General features: G+C 57.0%; 17 protein-coding genes. 9 read left to right on the plus strand and 8 right to left on the minus strand.

Features of this window, described 5'->3' with window-relative positions:
* Window positions 1-39 precede the first annotated feature (39 nt).
* From ACYVIT_RS08600 to ACYVIT_RS08610, 3 genes are all read right to left on the minus strand, one after another.
* Complete coding sequence (locus ACYVIT_RS08600; RefSeq protein WP_415806642.1) at window positions 40-1,017, minus strand: LysR substrate-binding domain-containing protein; 978 nt, start codon at window positions 1,015-1,017, stop codon at window positions 40-42.
* 179 nt (window positions 1,018-1,196) lie between these two features.
* Complete coding sequence (locus tag ACYVIT_RS08605; protein WP_415806643.1) at window positions 1,197-1,868, minus strand: DUF1028 domain-containing protein; 672 nt, start codon at window positions 1,866-1,868, stop codon at window positions 1,197-1,199.
* A 20-nt stretch (window positions 1,869-1,888) separates the two neighbouring features.
* A complete protein-coding gene (locus tag ACYVIT_RS08610; protein ID WP_415806644.1) occupies window positions 1,889-2,302 on the minus strand; it encodes a RidA family protein in 414 nt (137 codons plus the stop codon).
* Window positions 2,303-2,582: 280 nt separating this feature from the next.
* Between ACYVIT_RS08610 and ACYVIT_RS08615 the strand changes: the two genes are divergently transcribed.
* The 8 genes from ACYVIT_RS08615 (at window position 2,583) to ACYVIT_RS08650 (ending at window position 9,579) form a co-directional block, all read left to right on the plus strand.
* Entirely contained in the window at window positions 2,583-3,362 is a 780-nt protein-coding gene (locus tag ACYVIT_RS08615; protein WP_415806645.1) for a maleate cis-trans isomerase family protein, read from the plus strand.
* A 71-nt stretch (window positions 3,363-3,433) separates the two neighbouring features.
* A complete protein-coding gene (locus ACYVIT_RS08620) occupies window positions 3,434-4,231 on the plus strand; it encodes a transporter substrate-binding domain-containing protein (protein ID WP_415806646.1) in 798 nt (265 codons plus the stop codon).
* Between the two features lie 104 nt (window positions 4,232-4,335).
* Window positions 4,336-5,049, plus strand: a complete 714-nt coding sequence (locus ACYVIT_RS08625; RefSeq protein WP_415806647.1) for an ABC transporter permease — start codon at window positions 4,336-4,338, stop codon at window positions 5,047-5,049.
* On the plus strand, window positions 5,039-5,728 hold the full coding sequence (locus tag ACYVIT_RS08630; RefSeq protein WP_415806648.1) for an ABC transporter permease: 690 nt from the start codon (window positions 5,039-5,041) through the stop codon (window positions 5,726-5,728). Before ACYVIT_RS08625 ends, ACYVIT_RS08630 begins: the two co-directional genes overlap by 11 nt.
* Before the next feature lie 115 nt (window positions 5,729-5,843).
* Complete coding sequence (locus ACYVIT_RS08635) at window positions 5,844-6,635, plus strand: amino acid ABC transporter ATP-binding protein (protein ID WP_415806649.1); 792 nt, start codon at window positions 5,844-5,846, stop codon at window positions 6,633-6,635.
* Between the two features lie 141 nt (window positions 6,636-6,776).
* Window positions 6,777-7,802 (plus strand): ABC transporter substrate-binding protein, encoded by a 1,026-nt coding sequence (locus tag ACYVIT_RS08640; RefSeq protein WP_415806650.1) that lies wholly within the window; start codon window positions 6,777-6,779, stop codon window positions 7,800-7,802.
* A gap of 98 nt (window positions 7,803-7,900) precedes the next feature.
* Window positions 7,901-8,761 carry an ABC transporter permease gene (locus tag ACYVIT_RS08645; protein ID WP_415806651.1) on the plus strand — a complete coding sequence of 287 codons (861 nt, stop codon included), beginning with the start codon at window positions 7,901-7,903 and terminating at the stop codon, window positions 8,759-8,761.
* Window positions 8,758-9,579 carry an ABC transporter permease gene (locus ACYVIT_RS08650; protein WP_415806652.1) on the plus strand — a complete coding sequence of 274 codons (822 nt, stop codon included), beginning with the start codon at window positions 8,758-8,760 and terminating at the stop codon, window positions 9,577-9,579. The genes ACYVIT_RS08645 and ACYVIT_RS08650 overlap by 4 nt, the downstream gene beginning before the upstream one ends.
* Window positions 9,580-9,618: 39 nt before the next feature.
* Here ACYVIT_RS08650 and ACYVIT_RS08655 read toward each other — a convergent pair whose 3' ends face one another.
* The 5 genes from ACYVIT_RS08655 to ACYVIT_RS08675 form a co-directional block, all read right to left on the minus strand.
* On the minus strand, window positions 9,619-10,590 hold the full coding sequence (locus ACYVIT_RS08655) for a 2-hydroxyacid dehydrogenase (RefSeq protein WP_415806653.1): 972 nt from the start codon (window positions 10,588-10,590) through the stop codon (window positions 9,619-9,621).
* A 14-nt stretch (window positions 10,591-10,604) separates the two neighbouring features.
* Window positions 10,605-11,093, minus strand: a complete 489-nt coding sequence (locus ACYVIT_RS08660) for a type II 3-dehydroquinate dehydratase (protein ID WP_415806654.1) — start codon at window positions 11,091-11,093, stop codon at window positions 10,605-10,607.
* 72 nt (window positions 11,094-11,165) lie between these two features.
* Window positions 11,166-11,783, minus strand: coding sequence for a glutathione S-transferase (locus ACYVIT_RS08665; RefSeq protein WP_415806675.1), 618 nt, complete (start codon window positions 11,781-11,783; stop codon window positions 11,166-11,168).
* A 75-nt stretch (window positions 11,784-11,858) separates the two neighbouring features.
* A complete protein-coding gene (locus ACYVIT_RS08670; RefSeq protein WP_415806655.1) occupies window positions 11,859-12,857 on the minus strand; it encodes an NAD(P)H-quinone oxidoreductase in 999 nt (332 codons plus the stop codon).
* A gap of 3 nt (window positions 12,858-12,860) precedes the next feature.
* Complete coding sequence (locus tag ACYVIT_RS08675; protein ID WP_415806656.1) at window positions 12,861-13,982, minus strand: ABC transporter ATP-binding protein; 1,122 nt, start codon at window positions 13,980-13,982, stop codon at window positions 12,861-12,863.
* Window positions 13,983-14,415: 433 nt separating this feature from the next.
* Between ACYVIT_RS08675 and ACYVIT_RS08680 the strand changes: the two genes are divergently transcribed.
* Window positions 14,416-15,666 (plus strand): flavin-containing monooxygenase, encoded by a 1,251-nt coding sequence (locus ACYVIT_RS08680; protein WP_415806658.1) that lies wholly within the window; start codon window positions 14,416-14,418, stop codon window positions 15,664-15,666.
* Window positions 15,667-15,859: the final 193 nt, after the last annotated feature.

Genomic DNA, 15,859 nt, shown 5'->3' on the forward strand with positions numbered 1-15,859 from the left:
TAAAGGATGATGGGGCGTGAACAGTACCGTGATGATAGATCAGGTTTTTTGGCTTTCGGTCCTGTTGGATAAATGGGGGTCAAAGAAACTCGCCGCGCTCATCCCGGGAATGTATTGATCGGAGATATAGGCGCGGCAGCGTTGCATGAAGGCTTGTGTCAGGCGGGATGGCTTCATCGGCTTGTAGGTGGCGAGACCGAGCAACATCGGTCGTTGTTCGCCGACCAGGCGCAGGCGTACGAGCCGTTTTCCATCCAGAGATTGTGTGGATTTGGGGCGCACGTTGAACAAGGCGTAGCCGATGCCATTGGCGACCATGGATCGGACGACGTCCTCCGAGCGGGAGCGTGCGACGATATTGGGCTCGACGCCGGCCTTGGCATAGAGCGACGTGAAATACTCCTTGCTCATGGGCAGGTCCAGCAGCACCATGGGTTGCGGGGCCAATTCCTCAAGCGTGACCGCCAGTTGCTGTGCCAGCGGATGCAATTCGCTAACCAGCACGTGCGGTGGCAGACGTGCCAGGGTTTCAAAGCCGATTTCGTCGCCCAGTTGCAGGTCATAGGTCAGGGCGACGTCGATTTCCAGCGTGTGCAGCTTTTGAATCAGGTCTTGCTGATTGCCTTCGGCCATATGTAATTCGACCGTGTCAAAGGCGCGCGAAAAGCCAAAAATGACTTCAGGCGCGACCATGGCCGCCAGCGACTGAAAACACCCCACGCGGAGTACGCCGCGCAGAGTATCGCTGGAATCCGACGCGATTTCGTAAAGGCGAGAGGCGCGCTCCAGCAGGTCTTCGCATTCCTGCATCACTTGAGTGCCTACTGTGGTCAGCGCCAGGCCCTTGGACGGATGCCGTACAAATAACTGCGTGCCTAATTCGGTTTCTATGTGCGCAATAGCGGCCGAAATAGAGGGAGGCGAAATATGAATCTGGGCGGAGGCCGCAGCAATGCTGCCGTGTTTGGCAGTGGCTACAAAGTACTCCATCTGGCGCAGAGAAATGCGATTGAGCATGATAGCAACGGAATGGAATCGAGTTGAGTGAATACCAAGCGGTATCCGCGCTGTGGCTGAGATGTCATCAGCGTTGGCGCCGGACCCCGCCGGCTGCGATATCGCAGTGTATCCACTCCGTCCGGTCCGAGGTGATAGCGAGCCTCATGTGCGACAGGCGCTGCAGGCTATCCGCACGATCAGAGATCGCCGGGCACGCCAAAGCTCGGCGCCGCACGAGGATCGTGCGCTCGTGTGATGTAGTCTTGTACCTGCGGTTCATAGACTTTCCACGTCGCGTATAGCGCCTGGACGGGGTCTGCTTCTACCCAATCCAGGCGCAGGTCTACCATGGGCCAATCCAGTTCACCATAGACCAGAAGGCCCGCGGAATGGACCGGACCCTCTTCTCCGCCTGCCTCCTGCCCGGCCAGCATGGCCTGCATCAGCCGTTCGGCCAACGAGCCTGGCGCGCTTTCGAAGGCGGAAAGCATGGCAACTGGTACTTCCAGCGACGCTAACATGTTGCCCGCGCAAGCAGCGTGTTCGCCTGCCGCGCTGGACAAGGTGCCCAAGGCGCTTTCGCCTGTAAAAATAGCCGGTGGGTGGGTCGCGTCGATGGCCATTAATTGACGGTAAGCGATGAAAGGGCGTTGTTGCAGCGCTTTGAGAGCGAGCTCGGGCGTTTTCCCCGCGGCCATCAAGTCCAGGGCGAGAGGCCCCAGGCTCGGATCAGTAATGTTCTGACTGACTGCGGCACCCACCCCGGATCGGGCACGGATACAGCGTGACGCGACCGCAGGGGAGGAGGAGGCGACGGCCGCGCCGAATTGGCCCGTGGCAGGACACCGCGCAATGATCGAGAAAGTCATAATCGGAGCCTGGATCGAGGTTAATCGGGGATGACGGCGGTGGCGTCGATTTCTACCAGCCATTCCGGACGGGCCAGGGCAGAGACAACAATCCCCGTGGAAACCGGGAACACACCTTTGAGCCAGCGTCCAACGACTCGGTACACCGATTCGCGATAGCGAGGGTCAATGAGATAGATGGTGATTTTGCAGATGTGCTCGAGTTCGCCGCCGGCTTCCTTGAGCAGCATGGCGATGTTTGCCATCGCCTGTTCCGCCTGGCCGGCGGCATCACCGATGCATACGCTTTCCGAGGTCTCCAGGTTTTGCCCGATCTGACCGCGTAGAAAGACCGTACTGCCACGTGCGACAACGGCCTGGCAGAGGTCGTTATCCAGATTCTGTTCGGGATAGGTTGCCTTGGTATTAAAGGTGCGGATACGGGTGTGTTTCATAGTGGTCCACGATGAGTGAATGCGTGCCATGCGCGTTGTCGGGCGGGGGTGCCGCTCAGGCGAGGGTCTTCATAGTCAGCCTCAGCGAGGATCACGCCAATTTGTTTTTTCCGGTGGGCGGTCTCGGAATTTCCGACCATGGACGCGACGGGCGCGAGTGGGACAGCGGCGTCAGGAAAGTCGAGTCATTCCTAAGGAAAAGGCGAATTGGCCGGGTGGGTGGTGCCTTTCATACTTGCTTGCAGCTGAAGGGAACCAGCCCGATCACAAGAGGAATTTAATGACTCAACAACACGCAATGCCGCGATTTCGCTATGACGGTGCGGGAAATATGGCCCGTATCGGATTGATCTACATCGCATCCAGTGTGGTCATGGAAGAAGAAATGTGGGCCATGTCTGCACCTGGGGTTTCCACTCATACTGCCCGGATCAAGTTGCCGAAAGTCACGGTGCAGGGCATCGAGGAAATGATGAACGCACCGGAGTTGGAGCAGGCCGCCCGTCTGGCCGGTGCGGCGCCTATCGACGTGCTGCTATTCGGTGGAACCAGCGCCTCTTTCTTGCACGGAACGGCTTATGACCATTCGTTGATCGAGAAGCTGCGCCAATGGGTACCGGGGGTTCACGTCACAACAGCCTCTACCGCTACGTTGGCAGCGTTGAAAAAGGTCAAGGCTGGCAAAGTGGCGCTTGCCACCCCGTATCTACCGGAGATTCACGAACGCGCCATCCGCTTTCTCTCGGAGAACGGTCATGAGGTAGTGAAAAGTGCCTATCTGGGGATTTCCGATGATCACGCGCTGGCCGAAGTGCCGCTGGAAAAGGTGTATGAACATGTGCTGTCGGTTGATCATCCTGACGCCAGCGCCATTTTCGTCTCGTGCACCAATTTCAGAACCGTGGGCGCCATCGAGGCGCTGGAGCAGCGCCTGGGCAAACCCGTGATTTCCGCGATCCAGGCGTCATTCTGGCATTGCCTGGCGTTGACAGGCGCGGCAGGCGCAAACCCCGGTTATGGCGAATTATTTGTCGGCAACATCGCGCCAGAGAGCAAGTAGTGAAGTCTGTCACTCATTCTGCTTGACGGTTTGTTGATCATTCCAAGTAAATAACGCAAGGGGAATTCAAGATGGGTAAGGGTCAGATTTTCGTGTCAATGGGAGCAGTCGTCGCGACGTTGCTGGCAGGGGCGATGTCGCCTGCCTCGGCGGAAAAGCTGGTGCTGGGTAACGAGGGCAGCTATCCGCCTTTCAGTATGGTCGCGGCTTCGGGTCAACTCACAGGGTTCGAGCCCGATCTCGCGCGGGAAATGTGTAAACGCATGAACGTAGAGTGTGAAATCGTCGTGATGGATTTCAAGGGGCTGATTCCCGCGCTGTTGCAGAGCAAGCTGGATGCGGTCGCGACACAGACCAAGCCGCTGCCCGAGCGAAAGGCCAAAGTCCTGTTCGGCAGGCCCGTGTTGTTCAATCCGGATTCCTATGTGATACCTGCGGACAAGGATTACACGTTTACGAAAGAGGGTTTGAAAGGCGTGCGTATCGGGCTGCAACGCGGGTCTGCGCAGGCCAAGTATGTGGCGGAGACGTTCGGCGATGCGGTACAGGTGGTGTTTTACGACAATCCTGACCAAATACGCCTGGATCTCGCCAGCGGGCGCCTGGATATGAGCCTGGGGCCCAAGATCAGTTGGACGAACGAGTTCTTGTCTAAACCTGCAGGAAAGAACTGGAAATTTGCCGGCGGGGATCTATGGACAGGGGGCGGTGAGGCTGGTTCCAGTTGGATCGCCCGCAAGGATAGTCAGGCCTTGCTCGACAGGATGAACCAATCCATCGACAGCATTATCCGCGATTGCACCTTCACGAAGTTGCGCAAGCAATACATGGAGGTCGAACTGTTGCCAGAAGAGGCCGCCTGCCGGTAGACGGCCGACGGGCACAGACCATCATGCGCTGGCGCGCATGATGGTCCTGGCAGGTTGTCGGGCTCGAACGAGCTCAATGTCTCTATGTTCACAAGGATATTCCCATGCCTCTGATGGGGTTTGTGCAACAAATGGGTATCGGGGCGCTGATGACGATTCAGGTTGCGGTGTGCGCCTATCTGCTGGCGCTCGCCATCGGCGTGCTGTTTGCGCTGGTCACGCTCAAGCCCAATAGCTTGATGCGGATCGTCTGGGTGCCTTATGCCTCGGTTTTCACGGGCGTTCCTTCGTTGCTGATCGCCTTTCTTTTCTTTTATGCCGGGTCCGGCATGCTCAATAGCCTGGGTGCGCTGGGCGGGATGGACCTGCAGATCGAAATTACGCCCTTTATGGCGGCCGTTACCGCATTGGGCATGGTATACGGCGCCTATTTGACGGATCTGATCCGCAGCGCCATTCAGAATGTGCCACGCGGGCAGTTTGAGGCCTCAGATGTATTGCTGGTGCCGCGACGCGTGACGTGGGTCAAAATCATTTTGCCGCAGGTACTGCGCCTGGCACTGCCGGGTATGACCAATATGTGGATTGTGGTGCTAAAGGATACCGCGCTGATTTCGCTGATCGGCCTCAAAGAGATCATGGCCTATGCGAAGTTGGCCTCGGGAGTAACCAAAGAGCCCTTTGTCTATTATCTGCTGGCGTCCGTCTTTTTCCTGGGCATGACATGGTTGACTTATTTTGTGGCCAGGCGAATAGAGAATTGGACCGAGTGTGGTTTCCGGCCCATGGCGGCCAAAGGACGCGCTCATGCACTTTGACGTCGAAATCGCGTGGGCCAGCCTGCCTGCCTTGTTCAAAGGTTTGGGAACGACATTGACTGTGTTGATCCCGGTGTTGATCCTGGGGCTGTTGTTTGCCTTGCCCGTCGCTTTGGCGCGTCTGCAATCGGGACCGAGATCGACCTTTGCCGCCATGTATATCGGGTTCTTTCGGGGTGTGCCGAGTCTGGTCTTGCTCTATCTGATCTATAGCGGGCTGCCGCAACTGACGATCGTTCGCGATACGTTTTTATGGTCTTTGTTTTCCAATGCCTATGTCTGCGCGTGGTTGGGCCTGGCGCTGACTCATTCGGGATTCATGGCGGAGATTATCCGTGGAGGATTGGCCGCGATCCCGGCTGGGACCATCGAGGCAGCAGCCACGCTGGGGTTGACGCCCAGGCAGATCTTGTTTCGCCTGCGCCTGCCGATGGCGGCGCGCTACGTACTCAAGGCTTATCAGAATGAACTGCTCATCATGGTCAAGAGCACTGCAGCGGTGAGTGCGATTACTTTGGTGGATCTGACATCTGCAGCCAATACCGTGTTCGACTACACCTACGATCCGTTTACCCCGTTGATGACGGCGGCAGCGATCTATTGGTGTGTCATCAACACGCTGCGTTTTGGTTTTGCCACGGCGGATCGAAAGCTCAACCGCCATCTGGTCAAGACCTGAGCCCGGAAAGGGGCCGCCGTACCGTCACCTCCGTTATCCTGGCGGCGCCCTTGCGTTGATCAATGAGGACATTCCCTCGCTACTTCTGTCTAGGCACACTGACATGCAAGCTGCAATGAATACATCGCTGCGGGTTGGGGCTATTAATCCGAACGTCCCAGACGCACCAACCGACGCGCAGGCTGCGATCTCCATCAGAGAACTGAATAAGTTTTATGGCTCGTTCCAGGCGCTGCGCCAGATCAATCTGGAGATTGCCAATGGCGAGATTGTCGTTCTGTGCGGGCCGTCTGGCTCGGGAAAATCTACGCTCATTCGTTGTGTCAATCACCTGGAACCCCATGATTCAGGCCAGATTCACGTCAATGGCGCGAGACTGACACCGCGAGCCGCGGACATCGAGCAGGTCCGCCGTCAGTTGGGTATGGTGTTTCAGAGTTTTAATCTCTTTCCGCACATGACGGTGCTGGAGAATTGTACGTTTGCGCTGCGGTTGGCGTTGAAGATGCCGACGAAGGAGGCGGAGTCGGTCGCCTGCGGATACCTGGAAAAGGTCAACGTGCTCGAACAGGCGGACAAGTATCCGATGCAATTGTCCGGCGGGCAGCAGCAACGCGTCGCCATCGCGAGGGCGCTTTGCCTGAAGCCCCGCATCATGCTTTTTGATGAGCCAACTTCCGCGTTGGACCCGGAATCTGTAGGGTCGGTTTTGCGCATTATGGAAGATCTGGCGGCGACCGGTATCACCATGGTCTGCGTGACGCACGAGATGGGCTTCGCGCGGCGCGTGGCGGATCGCTGCGTGTTCATGGAACGCGGTGAAATCGTGGAGGAAGCCGATTCGGATTGCTTTTTCAATACCCCCAAAAGCGAGCGGCTGAAATACTTTCTCGAGCAGGTGTTGTGAACGAGGCGAACGCCCTGGGCCGTCAGGAAAGGTGAGCCATTCCAAAGGAAAAGGCGAATTGGCCCACTCGGAGCTCTCTCGCATCATTATGGCTGCTCCATTCGGAACTTGGACGCATCTAAACAATACAAGGGGTATGAAATGATTCGAAAACTTTTGACGGTTGGGATGTTATCCAGCGTGATGCTCGCGGGCGCCGCACAGGCCGAGGAGGCGTTGGTGATCAGCACTTGGGGTGGCAGCTTTCGAGACCTGATTGACGAGAACATCGGCAAGGAGTTCACACGGCGGACGGGAGTGCCTGTCAAATACATCACCGGTGGAACAATAGATCGATTGAATAAGGCCAAGCTGGCCAGCACGCCCGAGAGTGACCTGACGTTTACGACTTCGCATATCGGTTGGCTGTACGTCAATGGCGGGCTGTTTGAGCAGCTGGACACGAGCAAACTGTCCAATTATTCGCATGTGGTCGATCGTGCCAAAATCAGCCCTTATCACCTCGGGAGTTGGGCATACGTATACACCATTGGTTATCGTCCCGACCTGGTGCCACCGAGCATCACCTTCAATAGCTGGAATGATCTTTGGAACCCCGAACTCAAGGGCAAGATCGCTTCGCCCGATTTCGACCCCAGTCACATTATCGATATTGCGGCAATTCTGTCCGGCGGCGATGCCGGTACCTGGGAAAAGGGCCAGGACAAGCTCAAGGCGTTAAAGCCCAACTTCAAGGCGTTCTACACCAATGACGCCAATAGTCAGCAGTTGATCTCCACGGGGGAGACGCCCGTGCAGATCCTGTTGTCCATGAACGCCTATCACATGATAGGGCAGGGCGTTCCCATCAAAGTGGTCATGCCCAAAGAGGGGGCTGTGCTGGGCGTCGATACCATGGGCATCATGAAGGGATCAAAAAAGATCGATTTGGCGTACAAATTCATGGATATCGCGCTGTCGCCGGAGGTGCAGTCCAAGATCGTCGCCTATAAAAAAGCCAGTCCTGTGGTCGATAACGCCAAGGTTTCATCCGAGGACGCAGCATTGCCGGGCGTATTCACGACGAAGGAGCAGTGGGATACCCAGGCGATTGTGATTGACGACAAATTGCGTGCCGAGAAAACGGCCGAATGGCGCAAGTGGTTCACTGAGAACATCATGAACTGAAGGCGTCAACGCTTCATTCAGATGATGTCCTGGGTGCATGCGCTGTCAGGGCATCTGCGTTTCGACATAGAGCAAAGTAGACGGAAGATCATCGAGTTATGGATACACGTTCCGGGCTGAGGGCATGGTTAGTGTCTCCGGCAGTTGTCGTTGCATTCTGCATCTGCGTGGCGTTGGTGACTGTCTTTCAGTACAGTTTGCGCGCGTATGTGCCGGGTTCGCTGGATGTCGGAGGGCTGACACTGGCCAATTTCACCGGGTTGAACAAACCCATTTACTTGGGTGCGTTCTGGAATACGCTGCTGCTGAGCATCGAGACGACTTTTTTTTCGCTACTGGTGGCGTATCCATTGGCCTATGCGATGGTGAGGGTGCGCAATCGTGCGTTGAAGTCCTTTATCCTGATCGTCTCCGTCACGCCCCTGTTTTTAGGTGAGATCGTCCGCACGTATTCATGGATCATTGTGCTGGGAAACAATGGTTTTATTAATACGGTGCTGCGAAAGCTAGGGGTGATCGAGTGGCCGCTGGAGCTTATGTTTACGCACTTGGGAGTACTGGTCGCGCTGGTGCATGTGACCATCCCGATTGTGGTGCTGATGCTGGCCACTGCGATCTCTCATATTGACCGGGATTACGAAAAGGCCGCACAGAGTTTGGGAGCTGGTCCGATCCGGACATTCTTGACTGTGACTTTGCCGCTGTCGATGCCCGGCATCCTGGCCAGTGTAACAACAGCATTTGCATGGACGTTCAGCGCATTTGCTACGCCGCAAATGATAGGTGGAGGTCGCGTGCCGACGGTTTCGACACTGGTGTATCAACTTGGTTTCTCGTCGATGAATTTTCCGTTGGCAGCCAGTTTGAGCGTCTCGGGATTAGCGTTGACGGCGGTGGCGCTGTGGTTACTCGGTCGAGTGACGCGGCGGCTCAAGGTCATTGGAGGCCATGGATCATGAAAATTCGAAGTTCTGTGCCGCTGCCGCTGCGGATAGCCGGACCAGTGCTGGTAGGTTTGATCCTCGCCTTCGTTTTATTGCCGGTTGTCGTCGTGACGATGGCGTCTTTTAATGACAAGGCGCTGCTGACGTTTCCACCGCAAACGTGGTCCTGGCGTTGGTTTGTCCGGGTATTTACCTATGCGGACTTTCAACAGGGCTTTCGCTCCAGCCTGATTGTCATGATCTGGTCTTCGAGCATTGCGCTGGTGATCGGAACGGCATTGGCCATTGCAGTCAAGCGTATGGCGTTTCCAGGGAAAGAAACCTTGCAAGCCATCCTGCTTTCCCCCCTGGTTATCCCTCACTTCACGCTCGGCCTGGGCCTGCTGATTTTGGTGGCCCAGTTCAAGGTGGATCGCGGGTATGCGCTGGTGATCTTATGCCACGTAATGCTGGTGTTGCCCTTTGTGCTGCGCAGCGTCTACGTCTCGATGGAAAATCTGGATGAGCGCCTGGAGCAGGCTGCCGCCAGCCTGGGAGCCTCGCCAGTCAAGGTCCTGTTGACGGTGACGATCCCCTTATTGGCGCCCGGGCTGTTTGGCGGTTGGTTGTTTGCCGCCATTATGTCTTTCAGTGAATTCACGGCCTCGCTTTTTGTCACGACGCAGACAACGCAAACGCTCCCCGTGGCGATGTACAACTATGTGCGCGAGTTTGCGGACCCGACCTTGGCCGCATTGTCGGTCGTCTACATTGCGGTGACCGCGAGTCTGTTGGCATTTGCCAATTATTTTCTGGGTTTAGGCCGGGTGCTGAATATCGAGAACAATCACTAAGGCGCTTCTGCAGAAAAAGGTAGCGAGACTTTCGCTACCTTAGTAACCGCGTGAGGGGTCGATCTGATTGTTGGGGGGCTCGTGCCGCGACACCCTGAGGATGTTTTCAGCGATCTGTGCAGCGGCGGATGAGGGGATGGCGACCGATGCAAGGTGCGGCGTGATCAAGACATTGTCCATTTTCCACAGTGGATGGTGAGAGGGCAGCGGTTCACGGTCAAAGACATCCAGCGTGGCGGCGCCAAGATGGCCGCTTTTTAGCAGGTCTGTCATGGCACTCTGATCGATCAAAGCGCCTCGAGCGACGTTGATCAGAGCGGCGCCCCGGGGTAGCTTAGCGAGTCTTTCACCGCTGAGCAGACCGCGTGTCTGTGGTGTCAGGGGCAGCATGACGACCAGAATATCGGCCTGGGAAAGAACGGTGTCGAGCGTTTCAATGCCAGCAAAGCACTGGATACCGGCGAGCTGCCGCGGCTGTCTCGACCAACCTAATACGGTCAACCCTTGACGCTGCAGCTCATTGGCCGCATAGGCTCCCAGCTCACCGAGCCCTAGCACGGCGACGCGAATGTCTTCGGGAGATCTGGGGTGACGATAGGCCCATTCGCTGCGTCGCTGGGCTTGTTCAAAGTGAGGAATATCCCTGGCATAGCGTAACGTGGCAAATAGCACATAGCCTGCCATCATGCGTGCCATGTGGGGGTCGGTGAGGCGCGTAATGGGCACGCCGGCAGGTAGATCACGACGGCCGACGAGGGAATCTACGCCCGCGCCCAGATTGACAATCAAGCGCAGGTTGCTCATCTTGTCAAAGAAGCCTTCTGGCGGCTTCCACGCCAACGAGAAATGAATGCCGGCTGGGTCAGTGATTTCGTTCGCCTGTAGGATACGAAGCGTAGGAAGTTGTGCTTGCAGGGCACTTTTCCAAATGGTGAAATCGTCGAACTCGCTGTAGAAAACAAGATCCCCCGATGGCACGGTCTCGGGGGAGAGGGGAGTGGGCAGGGACATGATTTCTGCGGCCTTCAGGTTGGGCGTTGAATCAATTGCGCCATGGCTTCAAGGGCGAGCTCGTAGCCTGCGCCACCGAGGCCGGCAATGACGCCATCGGCGGCTTTGGAAATATAGGAGTGATGACGAAAACTCTCGCGCCGCCATATGTTGCTCATGTGGACTTCAATGATCCGGCCCGGAAACGATAACAGCGCATCCAGTATGGGTACCGAGGAATAGGTCAGTCCCGCCGCATTGATAACAATGCCTTGTGCCGTGCCGCGGGCCTCTTGGATCCAGTCTACCAATTGCCCTTCATAATTGGACTGTACGAATTTCAACCTCATCTGCAGCGCAGCGGCTTTACTTTCGCAACGCTGTTGCAGAACGGGAAAGCTCTCTGAGCCATAAACCTGATTCGCGTCCAGGCCGTACAGATTGGCATTGGGGCCGTTGAGGAACCAAACGGTAATTCCCGCGCCCTCGGGCGAAGAAGAGGGAATGGTGGTAGACGTGTTCATAGCTATTCCAGGAGGTCTCGGCATGCACAGGCCATGGCGATCGTTGTTTTCATGAGCGGTGGGTAGCGAAGGTCAGCTTTCACGAGGTACGGTGGCGAGCATGGCAGGCAATTTCTGAAACGCTTCGTTCCAAGATGCCGCTTGTGGATGATCGGCACGCCAATCGATCTCGGGAAACCGGAAATCCAGATAGCCGAGCGCGCATCCCAGTGTGACTTCGCCGATGGTGGGGGCATCTACTGGGAGTGTCGGCGCCTGTGCTTCGATGTCTTTGAGACAGGCGGCGACCTTGGTCAGTTGGGCCTCGCGCCACGCTGGCCATTGTTTTTCAATAGGGCGTGCCGTCAATTCGTAGCGCGCCAGCAGTGCGGCATCCAACAGGCCGTTACCGAGCTCCTGGCGCATGAGGGCTTGCCATTGTTTCGAACTGTCGACCGGATAGAGACGCGTATCGCCCGTCAGACTAGCCAAGTATTTGCAGATAACGCGGCTGTCGTATAGTGCCTGGCCATTGTCCAGAATCAAGGTCGGAACCTTGGCCAAGGGATTGTGTGTGGCGATGCGGGCATCGCGCTTTATGGGGTTGGCGGCACTGTCGAGCAATTGAATTTGCTCGATCTGATCCGTCAGGTGCGCGCAGACCATTACCTTGCGCACAAAAGGGGATGTGGGGGCATATAGGAGTTGCATCATGAGAGGAGAGCTCCAATCTGGCAGTGGTCTTGTCAGGGGCGGTGCTTGGGCCAATAGCGATACGGAACGGGACTATGGGACCAAGACGAGCTTGCCAAATACATCACCGCTCTCGAGCAGCTCATGCGAGCGGGCGGCTTCGGCCAACGGCAAGCGGGTGTGTATGCGTGGGCGGATTCGGTTATCGGCGATCAAAGGCAGCACTCGTTCGGTGATGGCTTTGGCCATGCGGGCTTTCTCGTCGCCGCTCTGGGGGCGCATGGTCGACGAATGCAGGCTTAATTGCTTTTGCATCAATGTGAGCAATTCGATTTGTACCGAGGAACCTTGCAGAAACGACAGGCTCACGTGGTGTCCACCAAAAGCCAAGGCTTGTAGATTGCGGCGCACATAATCGCCGCCCACGACGTCGAGTACCACGTCGACGCCACGCCCTTGCGTATGATCCAGGCAGGCTGCGACAAAGTCTGTATCGCGATAGCAAATGACGTGATCTGCCCCGATCTCGTGCAGAGCAGAGGTACGGTCGCGACGGCCCACCGTCGCAATGACTTTGGCGCCAGCGGCGCGGGCCATGCTGATGGCCAGGGTGCCGATGCCGCCGGCAGCGCCGTGGATCAGTACGGTCTGGCCCATGGTCAATTGACCGAGTTCGAACAGGTTGTGCCAGACGGTAAATAGGCCCTCCGGCAGTGCGCCGGCAGAGATGTCGTCCTGGTCGTCGGGAACGGGCAGCGAGTGGTCGACGCGCGCAACGCACCACGGCGCGTACCCACCACCTGGCAGCAGGCTCATCAGCCGTTTACCGAGCAGGTGCTGCGGGACGCCAGGCCCGCAGGCGATGACTTCGCCGCAGGCTTCCAGGCCCAAGATGTCGGTGACGCCTGCGGCGGGCTTGGACAAACCCTGGCGCTGCATGATGTCGGGTCGATTGACCCCTGCTGCGAGCACACGCAGCAGGACTTCGCCAGGGGCCGGCGTTGGCACGGGCCGTTCTGCCAGGGTGAGAACGCTGGCGTCTCCCGGCTCGCGGGCGACAACGGCATGCATGGTGGTGGGGGGATTTTTCATCGCTTATCGCCCTGCTTGAAAAACACTGATGCCGTCGCTCGGCAGCGCGAGTCCGGCCACTGCGCCGATGGGCCACTGATGCATTGCGTCCAGGCCGGCGCTACGCACCATGACACGTTGACGACCCGCGACAGGCAGATCCACGTCGAAGTACGAGTCGATGTGATCTCCTTGGAAAACGTGGTTGACCACCGTGCCGCTGAGGACGGAGTCCGAGTGCAGGCTCTCTAGGCGGATCTGTTCGGGCCTGACATAAATATCCAGGCGTCCCCCTTCGTGCGACCCGCCGACCAGGCGTTCCCGGCACACGCGCAGCAGCTTCGCGCCCAGGCGCAGTTGCAGGCCGTCAGCGTCTGAGCCATGGTAGTAAGCCGGCAGGATGTTGACATCCCCCAGGAACGAGGCCACGAACGGATCCTGGGGATGGCGATAGAGCGTATCAGGCGCAGCGATCTGCCGGATGACGCCGTTGGACATGACGGCGATGCGATCCGACATGCTCAATGCCTCGCCTTGGTCGTGTGTCACAAAGACGGTCGTGACGCCTAGTTTGCGTTGGATTTCACGGATCTCTACTTGCATGGCGCCGCGCAGGCTTTTGTCCAAGGCGGAAAAAGGCTCGTCGAGCAGCAACACCCTGGGATGAATGACCAGCGCGCGTGCGAGCGCGACACGCTGTTGCTGGCCTCCTGATAGCTCGCGTGGCTTGCGCTGACCCAGGCCATCCAGTTTGACCAGGGCCATGACCTCTTGTACGCGCTGGGTGATTTCCGCTGACGGAACGCGGCGCATGCGCAGGCCATAACCGATGTTGCGCTCTACGGTCATATGCGGAAAGAGGGCATAGTTCTGAAAGACGATGCCGATTTCCCGGTTGTGCGGCGGTTGATCAGTAATGACTTTGCCATCAATGAGGATCTCGCCATTATCGACGGGTGCAAAGCCGGCAATGATATTGAGCAACGTTGTTTTGCCGCAGCCGGAGGGCCCGAGCAACGTCAGGAATTCGCCATGCCGGATCTTGAGCGAGATGTCATGCAGAACGGTCTGTTCGCGATATTTTTTCACCACGCCCTCTAGGCTGACAGCAATGGGCGACTCCTGGGATAAGGGACTGTTCTGCATGGGGCAATCTGGCTCTCAAGGAAACGTTGCTTCGCCCCTGGCGGCCTCTTTCCTCTCGCGGATGAGATCTGCCGCCCGGGCGCTCAATGATCACTGGTTGTGTTGCAGAATACGGGAAAAGCCCGGCGGTAATGCTTTGGGGATACTGATGCGGTTCATCGGAAAAACGAAACGCCCCCAGGCCCGGTGATATTTGTCTGACGCCATTTGGCTATGACGCAGCTGTGCCGCAAATGGTGCATGCGCATTGGCGCGAGGGGTGTTTGCTTTTTCCTAAGCCCAGCGTCCGAAAAACGAAGTTATCAAAACGCGGAAGTTTGATCACACTGCGTTCCACCCGTGATCGAGTCTTTTTGTGCGACTTGAGTCATTGCCCGCGTTTTTCGTGTTGGGTTCGAGAGAGAGCTCTCGGTTCTATTTAGGAAATAAACAAATGTCAGTTGAAAAAATCAATACGCTGGTGATTGGAGCCGGTCAGGCTGGCGTCGCGATGAGCGAGCATCTCGGTTTATTGGGTATCCCTCACATTGTGCTGGAGCGCAAGCGTATTGCTGAGCGCTGGCGTTCAGAACGCTGGGATTCGTTGGTGGCCAACGGACCGGCCTGGCACGATCGTTTTCCGAGCTTGAAGTTTGACGATGTTGGCCCCGAGGTGTTTCCGCCCAAGGAGCGTATGGCGCAGTATTTCGAAGACTACGCAAAAATGATCAAGGCACCGATTCGCACGGGCGTGGAGGTGAAACACGTCAAGCGTAATGATGGTCGTCCAGGGTTTACGGTAACTACGACGGATGGCGTGATCGATGCGATGCATGTGGTCGTTGCGACAGGGCCGTTTCAGGTGCCGAGCTACCCCAAAATCCTCCCTGACGATACGGGTATCCAGCAACTTCATTCTTCGGCGTACAAGAACCCGGGGCAATTGGAGGACGGCGCGGTCTTGGTGGTTGGCGCAGGCGCTTCGGGGTCTCAAATCGCGGAAGAGCTGCGTCAGGCAGGTAAAAGGGTTTATCTGTCGGTCGGCGAACACTATCGCCCGCCGCGGTCTTATCGTCAGCGTGACTATGTATGGTGGCTGGCTGCGCTGGGGATGTGGGATGAGGTGAAAACCAAGCCCAAACGGGCCCACGTGGCCTTTGCGGTCAGTGGCTATGAGGGCGGGAAGACCGTTGATTTCCGTCGGCTGGCGCAGATGGGTATCACTCTGGTCGGTATTACCAAAGGGTATGAAAATGGCGTCATGAGCTTTGAAGAAGGCCTGGGGCGAAACATTGCACAAGGCGACGAGGACTATTTTGAAGTGTTGCGGGAGGCAGATGCGTTTATTGAACGCAATGGTCTGGATCTGCCGCCGGAGCCTGAGGCCTGGAAATTGCTCGAAGACCCGGAGTGTCTGAAGAACCCGTTGCTTGAGTTGAACTTGGCTGAGGCGGGTGTCAAGACAGTGCTTTGGGCGACGGGGTTCAAGTTTGATTTCAGCTGGTTGGAGGTCGATGCTTTCAATGACAAGGGTGAGCCTTTGCATAAGCGTGGCATCTCGGCAGAAACGGGTATTTACTTTTTGGGGTTGCCGAATCTCACCAACCGGTCTTCGTCGTTTATCTGGGGGGTTTGGCACGATGCTAAGTTCATCGCCGATCATATTTCGGTGCGTATGGAGTATTTGGCGTACGCAAAAGAGTAGGGGGCAGAGATTTGGTTGAGGTTGGTGTGCTTGTGGACGTCGAGCCGAGGCAATCGGTCCGGGCATGCGGCGGGGTGGCGTGGCGCCAGTTTGGAAAATCTGCTTGGCTAGAGTTGCTGCATGCGACGATGATGCGTAGCTCAGCTCTAGGTATAACAAAATCGTAGCTCGAGAGATCTTCTGTTCATCCCCG

It is taken from the genome of Bordetella muralis (assembly GCF_054781015.1).

Bases quoted from the DNA above. Each gene is read 5' to 3' on its own strand.
- ACYVIT_RS08600 (WP_415806642.1), bottom strand. From the start codon at position 1,017: ATGCTCAATCGCATTTCTCTGCGCCAGATGGAGTACTTTGTAGCCACT.
- ACYVIT_RS08645 (WP_415806651.1), top strand. From the start codon at position 7,901: ATGGATACACGTTCCGGGCTGAGGGCATGGTTAGTGTCTCCGGCAGTT.
- ACYVIT_RS08670 (WP_415806655.1), bottom strand. From the start codon at position 12,857: ATGAAAAATCCCCCCACCACCATGCATGCCGTTGTCGCCCGCGAGCCG.
- ACYVIT_RS08665 (WP_415806675.1), bottom strand. From the start codon at position 11,783: ATGCAACTCCTATATGCCCCCACATCCCCTTTTGTGCGCAAGGTAATG.
- ACYVIT_RS08650 (WP_415806652.1), top strand. From the start codon at position 8,758: ATGAAAATTCGAAGTTCTGTGCCGCTGCCGCTGCGGATAGCCGGACCA.
- ACYVIT_RS08635 (WP_415806649.1), top strand. From the start codon at position 5,844: ATGAATACATCGCTGCGGGTTGGGGCTATTAATCCGAACGTCCCAGAC.
- ACYVIT_RS08660 (WP_415806654.1), bottom strand. From the start codon at position 11,093: ATGAACACGTCTACCACCATTCCCTCTTCTTCGCCCGAGGGCGCGGGA.
- ACYVIT_RS08605 (WP_415806643.1), bottom strand. From the start codon at position 1,868: ATGACTTTCTCGATCATTGCGCGGTGTCCTGCCACGGGCCAATTCGGC.
- ACYVIT_RS08680 (WP_415806658.1), top strand. From the start codon at position 14,416: ATGTCAGTTGAAAAAATCAATACGCTGGTGATTGGAGCCGGTCAGGCT.
- ACYVIT_RS08620 (WP_415806646.1), top strand. From the start codon at position 3,434: ATGGGTAAGGGTCAGATTTTCGTGTCAATGGGAGCAGTCGTCGCGACG.
- ACYVIT_RS08655 (WP_415806653.1), bottom strand. From the start codon at position 10,590: ATGTCCCTGCCCACTCCCCTCTCCCCCGAGACCGTGCCATCGGGGGAT.
- ACYVIT_RS08675 (WP_415806656.1), bottom strand. From the start codon at position 13,982: ATGCAGAACAGTCCCTTATCCCAGGAGTCGCCCATTGCTGTCAGCCTA.
- ACYVIT_RS08625 (WP_415806647.1), top strand. From the start codon at position 4,336: ATGCCTCTGATGGGGTTTGTGCAACAAATGGGTATCGGGGCGCTGATG.
- ACYVIT_RS08630 (WP_415806648.1), top strand. From the start codon at position 5,039: ATGCACTTTGACGTCGAAATCGCGTGGGCCAGCCTGCCTGCCTTGTTC.
- ACYVIT_RS08615 (WP_415806645.1), top strand. From the start codon at position 2,583: ATGACTCAACAACACGCAATGCCGCGATTTCGCTATGACGGTGCGGGA.
- ACYVIT_RS08640 (WP_415806650.1), top strand. From the start codon at position 6,777: ATGATTCGAAAACTTTTGACGGTTGGGATGTTATCCAGCGTGATGCTC.
- ACYVIT_RS08610 (WP_415806644.1), bottom strand. From the start codon at position 2,302: ATGAAACACACCCGTATCCGCACCTTTAATACCAAGGCAACCTATCCC.